This is a genomic window from Bacillus sp. AFS029637 (genome assembly GCF_002584985.1).
Taxonomy (GTDB): Bacteria; Bacillota; Bacilli; order Bacillales; family Bacillaceae_G; genus Bacillus_A.
In genome coordinates this window covers 219,708-235,114 of record NZ_NUPZ01000024.1, presented here as the reverse complement: position 1 = coordinate 235,114, position 15,407 = coordinate 219,708, and the positions used below count along the sequence as shown (strand labels likewise).

General features: G+C 35.0%; 20 protein-coding genes and 1 pseudogene. 11 read left to right on the top strand and 10 right to left on the bottom strand.

Annotated elements, in window-relative coordinates:
- Positions 1-219: 219 nt before the first annotated feature.
- Together COE49_RS14610 and COE49_RS14605 are read right to left on the bottom strand one after the other, a co-directional pair.
- Positions 220-375 (bottom strand): hypothetical protein, encoded by a 156-nt coding sequence (locus tag COE49_RS14610; RefSeq protein ID WP_000184928.1) that lies wholly within the window; start codon positions 373-375, stop codon positions 220-222.
- 136 nt (positions 376-511) lie between these two features.
- Positions 512-931 carry a MarR family winged helix-turn-helix transcriptional regulator gene (locus COE49_RS14605; RefSeq protein WP_140417421.1) on the bottom strand — a complete coding sequence of 140 codons (420 nt, stop codon included), beginning with the start codon at positions 929-931 and terminating at the stop codon, positions 512-514.
- A 162-nt stretch (positions 932-1,093) separates the two neighbouring features.
- Between COE49_RS14605 and COE49_RS14600 the strand changes: the two genes are divergently transcribed.
- Positions 1,094-1,525 carry a YrvL family regulatory protein gene (locus COE49_RS14600; RefSeq protein WP_088231684.1) on the top strand — a complete coding sequence of 144 codons (432 nt, stop codon included), beginning with the start codon at positions 1,094-1,096 and terminating at the stop codon, positions 1,523-1,525.
- A 33-nt stretch (positions 1,526-1,558) separates the two neighbouring features.
- Positions 1,559-2,146, top strand: a complete 588-nt coding sequence (locus COE49_RS14595; RefSeq protein WP_098252396.1) for a thioredoxin family protein — start codon at positions 1,559-1,561, stop codon at positions 2,144-2,146.
- Between the two features lie 29 nt (positions 2,147-2,175).
- On the opposite strand, the gene uppP is transcribed toward COE49_RS14595, so the two are convergent.
- A complete protein-coding gene (gene uppP, locus COE49_RS14590; RefSeq protein ID WP_088231301.1) occupies positions 2,176-2,967 on the bottom strand; it encodes a bacitracin resistance undecaprenyl-diphosphatase in 792 nt (263 codons plus the stop codon).
- Positions 2,968-3,148: 181 nt separating this feature from the next.
- Between uppP and COE49_RS14585 the strand changes: the two genes are divergently transcribed.
- The 3 genes from COE49_RS14585 to COE49_RS27675 all read left to right on the top strand — a co-directional run bounded on the left by COE49_RS14585 (position 3,149) and on the right by COE49_RS27675 (position 4,926).
- On the top strand, positions 3,149-4,507 hold the full coding sequence (locus COE49_RS14585) for an MATE family efflux transporter (RefSeq protein WP_088231302.1): 1,359 nt from the start codon (positions 3,149-3,151) through the stop codon (positions 4,505-4,507).
- Between the two features lie 76 nt (positions 4,508-4,583).
- Positions 4,584-4,757 carry a hypothetical protein gene (locus COE49_RS14575; protein WP_000343545.1) on the top strand — a complete coding sequence of 58 codons (174 nt, stop codon included), beginning with the start codon at positions 4,584-4,586 and terminating at the stop codon, positions 4,755-4,757.
- Between the two features lie 19 nt (positions 4,758-4,776).
- Positions 4,777-4,926, top strand: coding sequence for a hypothetical protein (locus tag COE49_RS27675; protein ID WP_000743737.1), 150 nt, complete (start codon positions 4,777-4,779; stop codon positions 4,924-4,926).
- A gap of 76 nt (positions 4,927-5,002) precedes the next feature.
- Here COE49_RS27675 and COE49_RS14565 read toward each other — a convergent pair.
- Positions 5,003-5,507, bottom strand: a pseudogene (locus COE49_RS14565) (biotin transporter BioY).
- Positions 5,508-5,600: 93 nt separating this feature from the next.
- Between COE49_RS14565 and COE49_RS14560 the strand changes: the two are divergent.
- Complete coding sequence (locus COE49_RS14560) at positions 5,601-6,503, top strand: aminoglycoside phosphotransferase family protein (protein WP_088231304.1); 903 nt, start codon at positions 5,601-5,603, stop codon at positions 6,501-6,503.
- Between the two features lie 2 nt (positions 6,504-6,505).
- Here COE49_RS14560 and COE49_RS27670 read toward each other — a convergent pair whose 3' ends face one another.
- The 5 genes from COE49_RS27670 to COE49_RS14535 form a co-directional block, all read right to left on the bottom strand.
- A complete protein-coding gene (locus COE49_RS27670; protein ID WP_088231305.1) occupies positions 6,506-6,667 on the bottom strand; it encodes a hypothetical protein in 162 nt (53 codons plus the stop codon).
- Between the two features lie 98 nt (positions 6,668-6,765).
- Entirely contained in the window at positions 6,766-7,539 is a 774-nt protein-coding gene (locus COE49_RS14550; RefSeq protein WP_088231306.1) for a hypothetical protein, read from the bottom strand.
- A 24-nt stretch (positions 7,540-7,563) separates the two neighbouring features.
- Positions 7,564-8,010, bottom strand: a complete 447-nt coding sequence (locus tag COE49_RS14545) for a flavodoxin (RefSeq protein ID WP_088231307.1) — start codon at positions 8,008-8,010, stop codon at positions 7,564-7,566.
- On the bottom strand, positions 8,003-8,179 hold the full coding sequence (locus COE49_RS27665) for a hypothetical protein (RefSeq protein WP_088231308.1): 177 nt from the start codon (positions 8,177-8,179) through the stop codon (positions 8,003-8,005). The genes COE49_RS14545 and COE49_RS27665 overlap by 8 nt, the downstream gene beginning before the upstream one ends.
- Positions 8,180-8,405: 226 nt before the next feature.
- A complete protein-coding gene (locus tag COE49_RS14535; RefSeq protein WP_088231309.1) occupies positions 8,406-9,575 on the bottom strand; it encodes an amidohydrolase in 1,170 nt (389 codons plus the stop codon).
- 336 nt (positions 9,576-9,911) lie between these two features.
- Here COE49_RS14535 and COE49_RS14530 point away from each other — a divergent pair, with 336 nt between their 5' ends.
- The 5 genes from COE49_RS14530 (at position 9,912) to dltD (ending at position 14,227) form a co-directional block, all read left to right on the top strand.
- On the top strand, positions 9,912-10,058 hold the full coding sequence (locus COE49_RS14530; protein WP_000440293.1) for a teichoic acid D-Ala incorporation-associated protein DltX: 147 nt from the start codon (positions 9,912-9,914) through the stop codon (positions 10,056-10,058).
- A 12-nt stretch (positions 10,059-10,070) separates the two neighbouring features.
- On the top strand, positions 10,071-11,585 hold the full coding sequence (gene dltA, locus COE49_RS14525) for a D-alanine--poly(phosphoribitol) ligase subunit DltA (RefSeq protein ID WP_088231310.1): 1,515 nt from the start codon (positions 10,071-10,073) through the stop codon (positions 11,583-11,585).
- Positions 11,582-12,748, top strand: coding sequence for a D-alanyl-lipoteichoic acid biosynthesis protein DltB (gene dltB / locus COE49_RS14520; protein ID WP_088231311.1), 1,167 nt, complete (start codon positions 11,582-11,584; stop codon positions 12,746-12,748). Before dltA ends, dltB begins: the two co-directional genes overlap by 4 nt.
- Before the next feature lie 67 nt (positions 12,749-12,815).
- Positions 12,816-13,055 carry a D-alanine--poly(phosphoribitol) ligase subunit DltC gene (gene dltC, locus COE49_RS14515; RefSeq protein ID WP_000807310.1) on the top strand — a complete coding sequence of 80 codons (240 nt, stop codon included), beginning with the start codon at positions 12,816-12,818 and terminating at the stop codon, positions 13,053-13,055.
- The gene (dltD, locus tag COE49_RS14510; protein WP_088231312.1) at positions 13,052-14,227 is read left to right on the top strand and encodes a D-alanyl-lipoteichoic acid biosynthesis protein DltD; all 1,176 of its coding nucleotides are present in this window, start codon (positions 13,052-13,054) and stop codon (positions 14,225-14,227) included. Before dltC ends, dltD begins: the two co-directional genes overlap by 4 nt.
- A 17-nt stretch (positions 14,228-14,244) precedes the next feature.
- On the opposite strand, the gene COE49_RS14505 is transcribed toward dltD, so the two are convergent.
- A complete protein-coding gene (locus COE49_RS14505; protein WP_098356918.1) occupies positions 14,245-15,339 on the bottom strand; it encodes an NAD(P)H-dependent flavin oxidoreductase in 1,095 nt (364 codons plus the stop codon).
- Positions 15,340-15,407 lie beyond the last annotated feature (68 nt).

The following is a 15,407-nucleotide window of genomic DNA, read 5'->3' as shown; positions in this document are numbered from 1 at the left end:
ATTTTTTTGTCTTTCTATCTATCTATGGTCGTATTAACTGCTGTACTGGCAAGTACCAGGTGTAGGACTTGCAATGCTTACGATGGTATTAAATCTACTAGTAGAATGCGGTCAATATTTCCGGTGATGCAATTTGCGCAATGATTGTCACAAAATCAGAGGAAAAATACAATACTGATCAATCTGCAGCATCGTAAATCAAAAAAGGAGTGAATTAATTCACTCCTTTTTTGATTTACTTCCTTTTTTCGAACGATATTCTTTTCCTTTATTGTCGTTACCAGTTTCAAATTCAGTACTAAACTCCTGATTAAACTGCCCTGATTTTGGTGAACCTTGATTACCGCTTCCTTTACTCCCATTACGATTTGTCATATTTCTCCCTCCTTCCTTTACTAGTAGTATGGTACATATTTTATTTTTTATAATCTTTTACATAAGAAAGAAGAGATTCCACATATGAGGAACCTCTTCTTTATCATTTCGTAAGCGCTTTCTTGTTTGTAATTACTTATATAAGTTTTTTAGAAATAGAAATCATTACATTCATTTCATCTTCTGAAAGTGCGGAAAATCTTTCTTGTAAGTATTGTTTTTTCGCATCTTCCATTTTCGTAACTAAATCTTTCCCTTGTTCTGTAATCTCTAAATATACAACTCGGCGATCTGATGTAGAACGCGAACGAGTTACAAAACCTTTATTAATTAATTTTTCTGTAACAGCTGTAATATGACTATTCGACACATTTAGCTCATTAGCTACTCGTGATACCATTTCTTTATTCGTACGATTCAATATTCTAAGAACGATGAACTCATTCCACGGTATGTAACCACCAAATATTTTTCCGATATCATTACGCAATGTGCGAAACATAGCAAAAACATTTGTCGATAGTTCTTCCATTAATTGCTCTCGATTTTGAGACAATTTTGACAGCCCCTTTTATTTCATTTGATTAAATAAAAACCTTATTAATAATTTTACATGAAATCTTACTTTTTGTCACCTTATTTTCCCATAATTCGTAGTTTTTTAATATTTATTTCATGATACAATAAAATTGAATTTCCAAAAAAAGGAGTTGAAATAGTGAGTGAAGAAGACAAATTTTCTAATCTTAATCTAAAAGATAAGACTTTGATTATTGGTTTTGTTATTCTGTTTCTCATTATGTTTTTTGCATTTATATTTTTTGTATATGTAGGAATCTTTCAAATTACAGGTATAGAATATTCATCAAAAACAGCTCTACTACTCTTTTTTTTACTTATTCTTTTATTAGATGGCATTACATATTTTATATTCGTTTTCTTTAAAGTGCTCCTACATCCAATGATGACAAGTATGCCCAATTACCTCTCAATCGTCCTGCTTTCCATCATTGAAATTACGCTAGATTGGTTTGTCATACATACCGCCGACGACTGGATAGAGAGCGTACAATTGTCTAACATAGCTGAATTATGTGTCGTACTATTCTTTTCCCTATTAAATAAATCATTAAGTGACAAGAAGGAGTAAGAATACAAGCTTTTCTACATAAAAATTGGTACAATAAAAACAAATCATACTAAAGAGGTGTTACTTATGAACTTACAACAATGGGCTGATAAAGGTATGTCCTTTGATACATATGTGAATGAAATGAAAGTAAACCAATACGAACTATTACACATTTACAATAACTTTTTAATTCCAAACGAACTACTTCCTGTTTTAGAAGAGCGTCAAAATGATGGATGGAGCGTTATCGTATTAACTGCTGATTGGTGCGGTGATGCCCTGCTATGTGTTCCTGTTATGAAACGAATTTCTGAAGTTGCAAATATTGATATGAGATTATTAATTCGCGATGAAAACTTAGAATTAATGGATCAATATTTAACAAATGGAACAGCACGTGCGATTCCAATTTTCATTTTCATTGATAAAGATGGAAATGAGCAAGCTGTGTGGGGACCACGCGCTCCAAAAGTACAAGAATTAGTAACTTCAATGCGTACTACATTGCCTGAAAAAGAGGATCCAACATTCGAAGAAAAACAAAAAGAAATGTATGCTAACTTCCGTGCTACATTAGCTGATGATACTTCTCTTTGGGAACATGTAATGGAAAGCATGATGGAAAAAGTAGTAAAATAAAAAAACTGCCGAACTCGGCAGTTTTTTTATTACATAATGAAGAAATAGAATACCGCAGCTAAAACGAAACGGTAGTAAGCGAACGGTGTTAGTTTTACACGAGATAATAATTTTAAGAATGAAACAATTGCAAGCATTGCAACAACGAATGCAGTAATAAATCCAGTTGCAAATAACGGTATATCATTTGCGCTTAATATGTCCCAGCTTTTAATTAAATCTAAACCACTTGCTGCTACCATCATTGGCACTGCTAAAATGAATGTATATTCAGCTGCCGCTGTATGCGACACGCGCGCTAATAAACCACCACTTATTGTAGATCCAGAACGAGAAAATCCTGGCCAAAGCGCTAAACATTGGAACATTCCGATTGTAAATGCTTGCTTATATGTGATTTCATCTAACGTTCTTGCTGTACTTGGTTTTGAAAACTTCTCAGCAACAATCATTAAAATACCACCAGCTACTAAGCTAATAACAACCGGTCCTGGACCGAATAAAACTTCTTTAATTGCACTATGGAATAATACACCAAGTACGCCGGCAGGAATCATCCCAATAATAATATGTAATAAATTTAACGATGGTCCGTCTGTTACTTTTCCTATTCCAACTAATGACCATAGACGCTTCCAAAATATAACAACAACTGCTAGAATCGATCCCAATTGGATAACAACTTCGAAAACTTTTGCTCTCTCGTCGTCAAACCCAAGTAAATGACCTGTTAAAATCATATGTCCTGTTGATGAAACTGGTAAAAACTCTGTTAATCCTTCAACAGCACCCATGATTATTCCAATTAACCAATCAGCCACAAGTAGTGCCTCCTTAATAACGAATATGTAATTTTTTCACACCTTATCATAATACCTTATCCCTTTTCAAAGTGCATCCTTTTTTTATTGATTCTATCTGTTGCATACGCGTATTTCTTTTCTATTTTTTGATTAAATTGTATGATAGAAAAGGTTTGTTTTTTATCGGAAAGGGGATTTTATGAAAGAAACTACTTCATTCTCACAAAAGTTAAAACAGTTTGTATTACTCTTTTTCCCGATTTTTGTAACGCAAATGTCATTATTTGCGATGAGCTTTTTTGATACAACAATGTCAGGGCATGCAAGTCCTACTGATTTAGCAGGTGTTGCTATCGGAACGAGTATATGGATTCCAGTTAGTACGGGATTAACAGGAATTTTAATGGCCACTACGCCAATTGTTGCACAACTCGTTGGATCAAAGAAAAAAGAAGATGTTCCACACGTTGTCATACAGGCAGTATATTTAGCAATTTGTGCGAGTTTCATTGTCATTCTTATCGGTTTTTTCACTGTTTCACCTATTTTAAACGGCATGCGCTTAGAAGAACCAGTGGAACGTATTGCAACACAATTTTTAGTTATTATCGCGATTGGCATTATCCCTTTATTCACTTACACTGTCTTACGTGGATTTATTGATGCACTTGGGAAAACGCGAACAACGATGATTATTACCCTATTATCATTACCAATTAATGTAGTATTAAATTATGTATTAATTTTTGGTCATTTCGGATTTCCAAAACTCGGTGGTGTTGGTGCCGCAATCGCTTCAGCAGCAACATATTGGTGCATATTAATTATTACCGTCATTATTATTCGTACGAAAGAACCTTTTGCATCGTTTAATATCTTTAAACAGTTATACCGCCCTTCTCTCACGAGTTGGAAAGCATTCTTAAAACTTGGCGTGCCTATCGGATTTGCCATCTTTTTTGAAACGAGTATTTTCGCTGCAGTAACACTTATGATGAGTAATTTTAATACAACAACTATTGCAGCGCATCAAGCAGCTATGAACTTTGCTTCCTTGTTATATATGACTCCGCTAAGTTTAGCAATGGCAATGACTATCGCAGTTGGATTTGAAGTTGGAGCAAACCGATACGATAATGCAAAACAATATGGATTTATCGGGATTGGATTAGCCCTTGCATTTGCCCTATTATATTCGATCCTTCTCTATTTCTTTGACGATGAAATTGCTTCTATTTATACGACAGATGTACAAGTTCATCATTTAGCAAAAGAATTTCTTATATTTGCGATTCTATTTCAAATATCTGATGCGATTGCAACTCCCGTACAAGGAGCACTTCGTGGTTATAAGGACGTAAATGTTGCCTTAATTATGACATTAATTGCTTATTGGATAATAGGCCTCCCTCTTGGTTACATATTAGCAACGTATACTGACTGGGCAGCGAAAGGGTATTGGATCGGTCTTATTATCGGTCTAGCATTTGGTGCTAGCTTCCTACTTATCCGTCTCTTTCAAGTACAACGAAAATATACAACAGAAAACAGCCGCTAACGATAAAGCGGCTGTTTTCTTTATGCATATTTTTTCTTGTAACGTATAACATAATGAAAAAGAAAGGTGGATACATATGGACGAAAAAGACAAAAAGCAATCCTTTGACGAAGAATTCGCCCCTGAAATTTCACCTGGATATCGGCAAGATGTACATAAGCCGCCTAAATATAAAAACACTTCTTTTTTAATGGGTATAACCATTTTCGCTGCTGTATTACTTGTGCTTATCATTTTCGTTTATTTTTGATGGAAGGTGGTTTATTAATATGAAGAAACAAGATTCCAATCGTTCAAAAAGAACTGTGAAAACTGAAAAAGGATATGCAGGAGATTCTGTTCATACACTGAAACAAGTCGAGCAAGGGAATTTATACATTGCTCAAAAAGAACTTGGACAACAAAATGAAAATCTTTAAAATCCCTCAAAGAACTGAGGGATTTTTTATCCCACTATTTGCGAACAGTAAGAATCCCACTCATTAAAACTTCACTTTATTGTACATATTGTCTTTGTTCTAACACCATAAATATATTATTAACCTTTACAATATTCATATCATAATTTAATTTCACTTCTCTCACCTTCTTCAGTGCCAGCAACATACACTACAGCATGATAGCGAAAACTCTCACCTGTCTCTTCACGTATCTCCTCGCTTTTAAATTTATACTCTAAATCCCGAAAACGATTTGGGTAATAATTTTGTATTAATTGTTCATACCCTCTATTTACAAATAGTGCTTCACTCTTTTTCTTCACATCTTCTTTATTATTAAACTCAAACACTGACAGCTGGGCTGTCACAAAGTACTCTCCTACCTTTTTCATTTCCCTATGAGTTAAAGTTTCTATACTTTTGTTCTTTAATTCCTGATCTAACTGATAGTGATCTATCGGTTTAAAGGTAACAAAAACTATTTTTTTATATGACCAAAACAAACAAAAAATAATAAATAACGAAGTGATTACTATTCTTTTCCTCACAATACACCTCATCCCTATTCATAATAATAGTTATATCTTAACATTTAGAAAGAAAATTCTGATATTATTAAGTGGAATAATTTAACTTAGAAACGAGGTAAAATTATGGACTCTTACAAACAATATATAAAAGAAGCTTTGCCTAATCTTTCTATACATTCATATAAGCAAAATGAAGAAGGATGGGATAATATAGCAGTTATTATAAATGATGAACTACTGTTTCGTTTTCCGAGAAAGGTTGAATATGCAACGCGAATTCCGTTAGAAAAGGAACTATGCGCGCTTCTCTCTCATTCACTAAAAGAAATTGAGGTTCCACAGTATCACCTATTATATAGAAAGGATGCTGATGCGATTCCGCTTTGTAGTTACTATACTCTCATTCATGGTGAACCATTAAAAACAGAAACAGTTATCAAGCTTGACGATAAAGAACGGAAAGCAATTATTACACAATTAGCTACTTTCCTTGCAACCCTACATAGTATTCCTTTAAAACAAGGTACAACGTTAGGATTCCCTCTTGAAAAAACACTTACCTATTGGAAAGAGCTACAAACAAAATTAAATCAGTATGTTACTAACAACCTTACTTCATTACAGAAATTAGCCTTAAATCGTTTATTCGAAAATTTCTTTGCGTGCATTGCTACATCCGCATTTCAAAATACAATCATTCATGCTGACCTTACACACCATCACATTTTATTTAATAAGCAGCATACAACCATTTCAGGTGTTATCGATTTTGGCGATGCTCAAATTGGAGATCCTGCTTTTGATTTCGCTGGGCTATATCATGACTTCGGACATGAATTTACTACATCTGTATATGAGCAATACAGTACTCTTATTTCTCACCATGATCCATTACTCATTCACCGCGTCACGACCTTTTATCAATACAGCCCTTTATTACATAATATTATTTATAACTTTGAGACAGAGAATGAACTAGCATTCATTACGGGTACAGAACAGCTGAAAACGATATTACAGGGATGAGATTACATTCTCTCCCTACATTCTTTCTCCTCATACATCATTAACTTTTTATCCATTTCAACAATAACTTTATATAATTGAAACGCCTGTAAAATTTGTAGTTGCATTCCAAAAGGAGCATTTTGTTCTTTTAACCATTGAAATACTTTCGTTTCGTCTTTCATTGATTATTCCTCCTCGTATTAAAATCTGCTACAAATACACCGTAAATGATGAAAAGCTTTTCATGTCAATAACAAAAAAAGATGCAAATTTGCATCCTTTAATGTACGATATTTTTCCGCTGCTTCGCTTCTTCCTTTACTTCTTCCCCTTGGCATTCACTACGAAAAGCACAACTCATACACTCAGAACGAAAATGCCGCTCTGTGTAGTGCTCAGGTTGTTGCAACATTTCTTTCATTCTAGATAAATCAGCCATTCCAATTATAATATCTTCCTGTTTCGGAATGTACTCATACTTAGTTCCTTCTATTAAATTAATAACTTCAACTTTTCCTGGAAGAATACCGAAAGCTTTATAACTGAATACTGTCATTAACTTTTGACAAAGAGCAAGCATTTCCTCATCTGCATCGACAACATACTTTTTAATTACAAACGACCCAGTACGCCACTCACCAACTTCTAATGTCAATGACATGTGGACACCTAACTCTTCCATATATATTTGAAATTTTTCAAATAAAAATAACGGCGGCGTCTCGCTATCATCTCTTTCAACAAACTGTAATAAGTGATCCGTTAGCTTCGCTAACACAATATAGTACTCCGTCTTCGAAGCAAACATATTAATCCTTACTTTTTCCCAATACTTTTCTATTAATATTAAAAGTACAATTTTCGTTTGTTGACCCGCAGGTAGTGTGTAATACTCGTTAATAATTTGATTCACAATCATCTGTGCTATTTGTTGCCATTCAAAAGAAGAAGGTTCTCTTCTTTTTATATGACGAAAGTAAAATTTATGCGGACAACGCATAAAATCATACAAATGGTAATCTGTCATCGTTTTAATGGCGATTTTCTCATGCACTTGCTCTTCATCTCCCTTCTGCCATTAAGAAAGATGTTTTACAAATTCAGCTCCAAACTGTAAACATTTTTCTACATCTTCATCTTCTGGCGTTAATTCTACTTTTAGTCCTTCTAACATAACTGCTGCCCCACGTTCCTGCAGCTTTTCTATTAAAATGTCAACAGCCACGCCGTATTTCGGATAAGCCGAATCACATGACCCGAATACTGCCGCTTTTTTTCCAGATAAATCAATAGAATCCATTGCGTCATAAAAGTCTAAGAAATCATCAGGAAGGTCTCCGTCTCCCCAAGTGTAAGCGCCTAAAATAATCCCATCATACTGATCTAATATAGAAGCTTCTGGTGAATCCATAATATCAATAACTTCAATTTCATTTTCTGTTTCACGAATTGCCCCTGCAATATGATCGGCCATTTCCTCTGTATTTCCACTCATACTTGCAAAAATCATTACTAACTTACTCAACTTTATCTCTCCCTTTACTTTGTATCTCTTTTTCTGTTTGAATTGCACTCTTCTCTTCTACATATTCCGAACGAATTACATTTCGTTGCCATTCTATATGCTGATCAACATCTTTATTTTTATCTTTTAATCCCCTACGCAGAAGGTGATATTTTTTTCTCATTAACATGTCGCATCCATCCTATTGATAATAATTATCAATTCTAACTACACTTAGATTAATTGAAATTGATTATCAATGTCAATAACTATTTTTAAAAAAATAGTTAAAATGTACAAGCTTGTCCGTTAGCTATTCATATACTATAAATGAGCATAGTTCTTTCTCAGCCCTCTCTGACGGAAAGAAATAAAAGCAACTGCAATAGAGTGCAGTTGCCTTTTTTTATGCTTTTCTATGATTTCAGTAACCTCATCGTTGTTTCTAAAAATAATTCCACTCCATAAATTAAAGCGGATTCATCTACATCAAATCTTGGATGATGATGCGGGTAACATGTATCTATTTTTTCATTCCCCGTCCCCAACTTAATGAAGCAACCCGGTGCTTTTCTTAAATATGCTGAAAAATCTTCTCCTCCCATAGAAGGTTCCAGCTTCACAACACGCTCATGCCCGAATAAATATATCGCACTTTCTTCTACTACTTTCGTGATAGATTCATCATTAATAACTGGATCATATCCATATCGATACGTATATGTGTATGATCCTCCATGTGCTTTTGTAATTCCTTTCACGACTTGCTCAATTCTCTCTTCTGCTTCTTTCCTTAATGTTTGATTAAAAGAGCGAACCGTTCCCATTAAAGTTGCTACATTTGGAATAATATTATCCGCCATCCCCCCATGAAACTGCGTAACCGAAACTACCCTTTGCATAAAAGCGTTTGTATTTCTTGATACGATATGTTGTAAGTTTGTAATAATTTGTGCTCCGATAGCAATAGGATCTACCGTTTCTTCTGGCCGCGCCGCATGCCCTCCTTTTCCATGAATTTCAACTGTAAATACGTCTGGTGCTGCCATCATCGCCCCATACACAATCCCAATCTTCCCGCTTTCTAATCCAGACATAACATGTAAACCTATTACATAATCAACGCCATCCATAACACCTGCCGCAACCATTTCTTGTCCGCCGCCAGGATATACTTCTTCTGCATGCTGAAAGAATAGACGAATTTCACCTACAAACTCTTCCTTTATATTTGCTAGCGTCTCTGCAACACTTAACAAAATAGCAGCATGTGCATCATGTCCACATGCATGCATCATTCCTTTATTTACAGACGTATAAGATTTCCTTGTCTCCTCTTGAATTGGTAGAGCATCTATATCAGCTCGAATTGCAACTACTTTCCCTTGTTCCGTTCCTCTTTTAATTGCTAGTACACTATACTTCGTTGGCCTCGTTACTTCCAAAGTAGAAAATGAGCATAATGTATCATATATAAATTGAGAAGTTTCTTTTTCAGCAAACGATAGTTCTGGATATTTATGAAAATGCCGTCTCCATTTCATAATATTTTTTTCTGAAATAATATCCTTCCACACGCTCTTCATCAAAAATCCCTCCTGTTAAGAAACTTTAGCGATTCATAAATTAACTATGACAAACGCAAAGATACAAACAAATATTGCATTTCTACCCATTCTCTCAGTCCACTTTTATACATTCACACAATCCACTTTCTATTTGCATGTCAAACCCATTACAAATTCATGCTGAATGTAATATAATTGCTAAGTTAGGGATTTTCTTTTTTAGTATTTAGTGCTAATATCAGAAAAGAGCCTTTTGACTTATTTTTACCTAAAATGTGGGATTTTGTTTTTTTCACAATAATGTAGGACATGATACCTACAAAGAGCTATTATTTCATTAAGAGAGGGAAAGACATGGAAAGATTAAAAGAGATATGGTCTCGACCACTCACACAATGGGTTGCAAAGACGGTTTATTACCTTGCAATTTTATTTGCATTACTTTGGTTGTATGGATTCCATGATACAAACACAAGTACATTTATTTACAACGAATTTTAGGGTGGGAACGTTATGAAGTTATTAGAACAAATTGAAAAGTGGGCTGCAGAAACGCCTGATCAAACCGCTTTTGTTTGGCGAGATGCGAAAATTACGTACAAACAATTAAAGGAAGATTCTGATGCGTTAGCACATTGGATTTCTTCTGAGTATCCAGATGATCGTTCACCAATTATGGTGTATGGCCATATGCAACCTGAAATGATCATTAACTTTTTAGGTTGTGTAAAAGCTGGACATGCTTACATTCCTGTAGATTTATCTATCCCAGCTGATCGTGTACAACGTATCGCTGAAAATTCTGGTGCGAAATTACTTTTATCGGCAGCTGAAGTAACTGTAACTGATTTACCAGTTCGCATTGTAAGTGAAAACAACTTAAAAGATATTTTCTTTACTCATAAAGGGAACACTCCAAATCCTGAACATGCGGTAAAAGGTGATGAGAACTTCTACATTATTTACACATCAGGAAGTACAGGTAATCCGAAAGGGGTTCAGATTACTTATAACTGCCTTGTTAGCTTTACAAAATGGGCTGTAGAAGATTTCAACTTACAAGCAGGGCAAGTATTCTTAAACCAAGCACCTTTCTCATTCGATTTATCTGTAATGGATATTTACCCATCATTAGTAACAGGTGGTACACTTTGGGCAATCGATAAAGATATGATTGCACGTCCAAAAGACTTGTTTGCTTCTTTAGAGCAATCGGATATTCAAGTATGGACTTCAACACCATCTTTCGCTGAAATGTGTTTAATGGAAGCATCTTTCTCTGAGAGTATGCTACCGAACATGAAAACATTCTTATTCTGCGGTGAAGTGTTACCAAATGAAGTAGCCAGAAAATTAATTGAGCGGTTCCCGAAAGCCACAATTATGAATACGTACGGTCCAACAGAAGCTACAGTTGCTGTAACAGGTATTCACGTTACAACAGAAGTGCTGGATCAATATAAATCACTTCCAGTTGGCTACTGTAAATCAGATTGTCGCCTTCTTATTATGAAAGAAGATGGCACAATTGCACCTGATGGTGAAAAAGGTGAAATCGTAATTGTTGGTCCTAGCGTAAGCGTTGGGTATTTAGGAAGCCCTGAATTAACAGAAAAAGCATTTACTATAATTGACGGCGAGCGTGCCTATAAAACAGGCGATGCTGGCTATGTAGAAAATGGTCTTCTATTCTATAATGGTCGTCTTGATTTCCAAATTAAGCTTCATGGTTATCGAATGGAATTAGAAGAAATCGAACATCATCTTCGTGCGTGTTCTTACGTAGAAGGGGCAGTTATTGTTCCTATTAAAAAAGGTGAAAAATACGATTATTTATTAGCGGTTGTTGTTCCTGGAGAGCATTCGTTTGAAAAAGAATTCAAATTAACATCTGCAATCAAAAAAGAACTCAATGAGCGTTTACCAAACTACATGATTCCACGTAAATTCATGTATCAATCTTCTATTCCAATGACACCAAATGGAAAGGTAGATCGCAAAAAATTATTGAGTGAGGTTACAGCATGACCGCATATGGATCATTTTATTTTTTCGCTATAGTGGGCATTTTATTAATACCTACTATCATAGCTGGATTAAAAGGTAAAATGTTGCGTAAATATAATGCCGTTTTAACATTAGTCATGCTTGCTATTATATTCTCGGATAAACCGAAGCAAGCAATTATGTTAGCCGCATTTATTATTTGGCAATATGCCCTTATTAAAGGCTATTTACTTTTAAGAAAACAAAATAATAGTACATTCACATTTTGTATAGCTGTTATTTTATCAATTTTGCCACTTATTTTGGCAAAAATCGCACCGTTTGTACCTGAACTAAAGTTTGTTGTATTTTTAGGAATGTCTTATGTAACATTTAGAGCAGTACAAATGGTATTTGAAGTTCGTGATGGCTTAATTAAAGAACTTTCCTTCTTCAATTTTTGGGAATTCGTTTTATTCTTCCCAGCTATCTCAACGGGACCTATCGATCGTTACCGAAGATTCCAAAAAGATATTCAAAAGCCACCTAGTGCAGAAGAATATCAAAACTTACTATATATAGGACTAAACCGTATTTTCCAAGGTTTCTTATATAAATTTATTATCGCTTACTTAATAAAGCAATATTTTATGGATCCAGCATTCGCGCAACACGACACAATCCTTTCAAATATGATTTACATGTATAGCTATAGCTTATATTTATTCTTCGATTTTGCTGGTTATAGCTCATTTGTAATCGGTGTAAGTTATATGATGGGGATTAAAACGCCAGAAAACTTTAATAAACCATTCCTTAGTCGTAATATTAAAGACTTCTGGAACCGCTGGCACATGAGTTTATCATTCTGGTTCCGTGACTTTATTTACATGCGTTTCGTCTTTTTTGCAACGAAGAAAAAGTTAATTAAAAACCGCTACACAATTTCGTATATCGGTGCATTTTTAAACTTCTTCATCATGGGAATATGGCATATTACTGGTGAGCATGTGTATCAATACATTATTTATGGTCTTTATCACGCTGCTTTGTTCATCCTATTCGATATTTTCGAACGAAAAAACAAGAAGCATAAGTTTTGGCCAAATAATAAATTTACGCACGTCCTTGCGATTGTAATTACGTTCCACGTTGTATGTTTCGGTTTCCTAATTTTCTCTGGACACCTTAACAGATACTTTTAATGCACCCTTCTTATTCCAATAAGAAGTTGCACATATAATATATTCGGATATAAAGGAGATTTTAAAAATGGCAGAATTCAAAGAGCAAGTATTAGATATTTTAGAAGAAGTATGTGAAAACGATATTGTAAAAGAAAACTTAGATGTTCAATTATTTGAAGAAGGTATTCTTGATTCTTTCGCTGTAGTATCTTTATTAGTTGAATTCCAAGAGCGTTTAGATATTGAAGTTTCTATTTCTGATTTTGACCGTGACGAGTGGGCTACACCAAACATGGTTATTAAGAAGTTGGAAGAAATCCGATGAACAAAGCAAAATTTGGTCCGATGCTTTTAGCATTGGCCCTTTTTGCTGTATTCTTACTTATTCCAACGCGCTTCCTACTTCCACTTTTAAGTGATGAAAAAGTAGAACAAGCTGCCACTTCTTTAAAAGAAGAAAAGATTCAAAGTATGATTTTACAGCAAAAAATGTTAGCAGACCCGAAATACCTTCCGATGTACGGTTCATCGGAATTCGCACGTATGGATGCTTTCCATCCATCAAATTATTTCAAAGTAAAGCCTGAAGGATTTACACCATTCCTACTTGGACGCGGCGGAACACAAGACCTTGTACATGTATTAAACTTTGCATCTACAATGGACCAATTGAAAGATAAGAAGATGGTATTCGTTCTTTCTCCGCAATGGTTTGTACCACAAGGTATTGATGAAACACACTTTGCACCTAACTTTTCAAAACAACAAGGTTATCACTTCATTTTCAACGATGATTTAAAACCTGAAATGAAACAACAAATTGCAAAACGTTTATTAAACTTTGAGATTGTTAAGAAAGAAACTTTATTAAAAATTTCACTTGAAGGTATCGCTTATGATGATACGAAGCATAAAGTAAAAGCACTTGCTGCTAAACCTTTTGCTTATATTTATCGTAACATTTTAGATCGTAAAGATTTATTTACAGTAATGTTTGATATTAAACCGCATAAAGAAAACCTTGATCCTTCATTAAAACAAATGAACTGGGATGAAGCTCGTAAACATGCAGATCAAACAGGTGCAGCAGAATCAGGGTCTAACGAATACGGTATTGAAGATGATTACTTCAATAACAAAATTAAGAAGAAATTAAAACAGCGTGAAGGCTACTTAAAAAATGATTCTTATGACGAATCACCAGAATATGAAGACTTACAAATGGTACTTGATTTATTAAAACAATCTGGTGCAAAACCACTCTTCATTTCTGTTCCTGTGAAAGGTCCTTGGTACGATTACGCTGGATTCCCGAAAGAACGCCGCGAAGCGTACTATAAGAAAGTTCATGAGCAAATTACGAAAGCTGGCTATCCAATTGCTGACTTCTCAAATCATGAATATGATAAGTACTTCTTAAAAGATCATATGCATTTAGGTTGGAAGGGCTGGGTTTACATCGACGAAGCTATCCAACAATTTTATAAAGCAAACTAATGAAAAGACCGCTTGAATTATTCAAGTGGTCTTTTTCTATATACATTTTGTAATTGTTCGATTACGTTATCCGCTTCTTCCATGACACGCTTCACTACACGCTGCGCTGATTCTATTCGTGCCAATGATGACGCTTGTCCCGCCCAAAGTGACATGTATTCACCCTTATTTTGCTTTGCTGCTTCTTGCCGTATTTTAGAAGTTAATACGTTTTGCACTGGATACATCGGGAGCCTTTCTTCTTCTCCTTCATGTTTCTCTATAAATTCATTACGGATACCCCGCGCATATTTCCCGGAAAACGCACGAGTTACAGTTGTACTCGTATCTGTACTTTGTAATACGAGCTCTTTATATGTATCATGTGTAATACTTTCTTCACTCGTTAAAAAAGCTGATCCCATTTGAACTGCTTCTGCCCCTAACGCAAATGCCGCAACAAGCCCTTGTCCGTTCATTACACCACCAGCTGCAATAATCGGGATATGCGGTACTGCTGCTACTAACTGCGGAATTAATGCAAACGTACCAATCATGGCGTCTTTTTCTTTCCCGATAAAAGTTCCTCTATGCCCACCTGCCTCGCTACCTTGCCCGACAATAATATCTACCCCTAGCTCGGCAAGTACTTTCGCTTCTGCTACATGAGTTGCTGTTCCAATGACCTTTATTCCGCTTCTTTTTAATTCATCTATTTCTTCTTGTTCTAACGTTTGAAATGCAAAACTAACGACCGGTACCTTTTCTTCTAATAATACTTGTAATTGTTCTTTATAACTTTTTGGAAGCTGTAATACATCCTCTTCCTCTATTCCTAACTCTCTATTCACTCCACTAAGTAACTCTTTCGCCCCGTTTACCTTCTCTTCTTCTATCTGTACCTCTTTTGTTAAAAGTAAATTAACACCAAAAGGTTTATCGGTTAGTTTCCTTATTTTATAAATCGCTTCACGAATTTGTTTTGGGCTCATATATCCTGCTCCAAGCGTTCCTAACCCTCCGCTATTACTTACAGCTGCAACGAGTTCTGGCGTCGTAATCGCACCTGCCATACCAGCTTGAATGATGGGATACTTAATTTGCAATCTATCTATTACTCGACTTGTAAACATCATTTCCCTCCTATCCCCCTTATATCTTCTTTATGTGATAAGCTTTCCCCTTCTTTTACAAGGGGTGA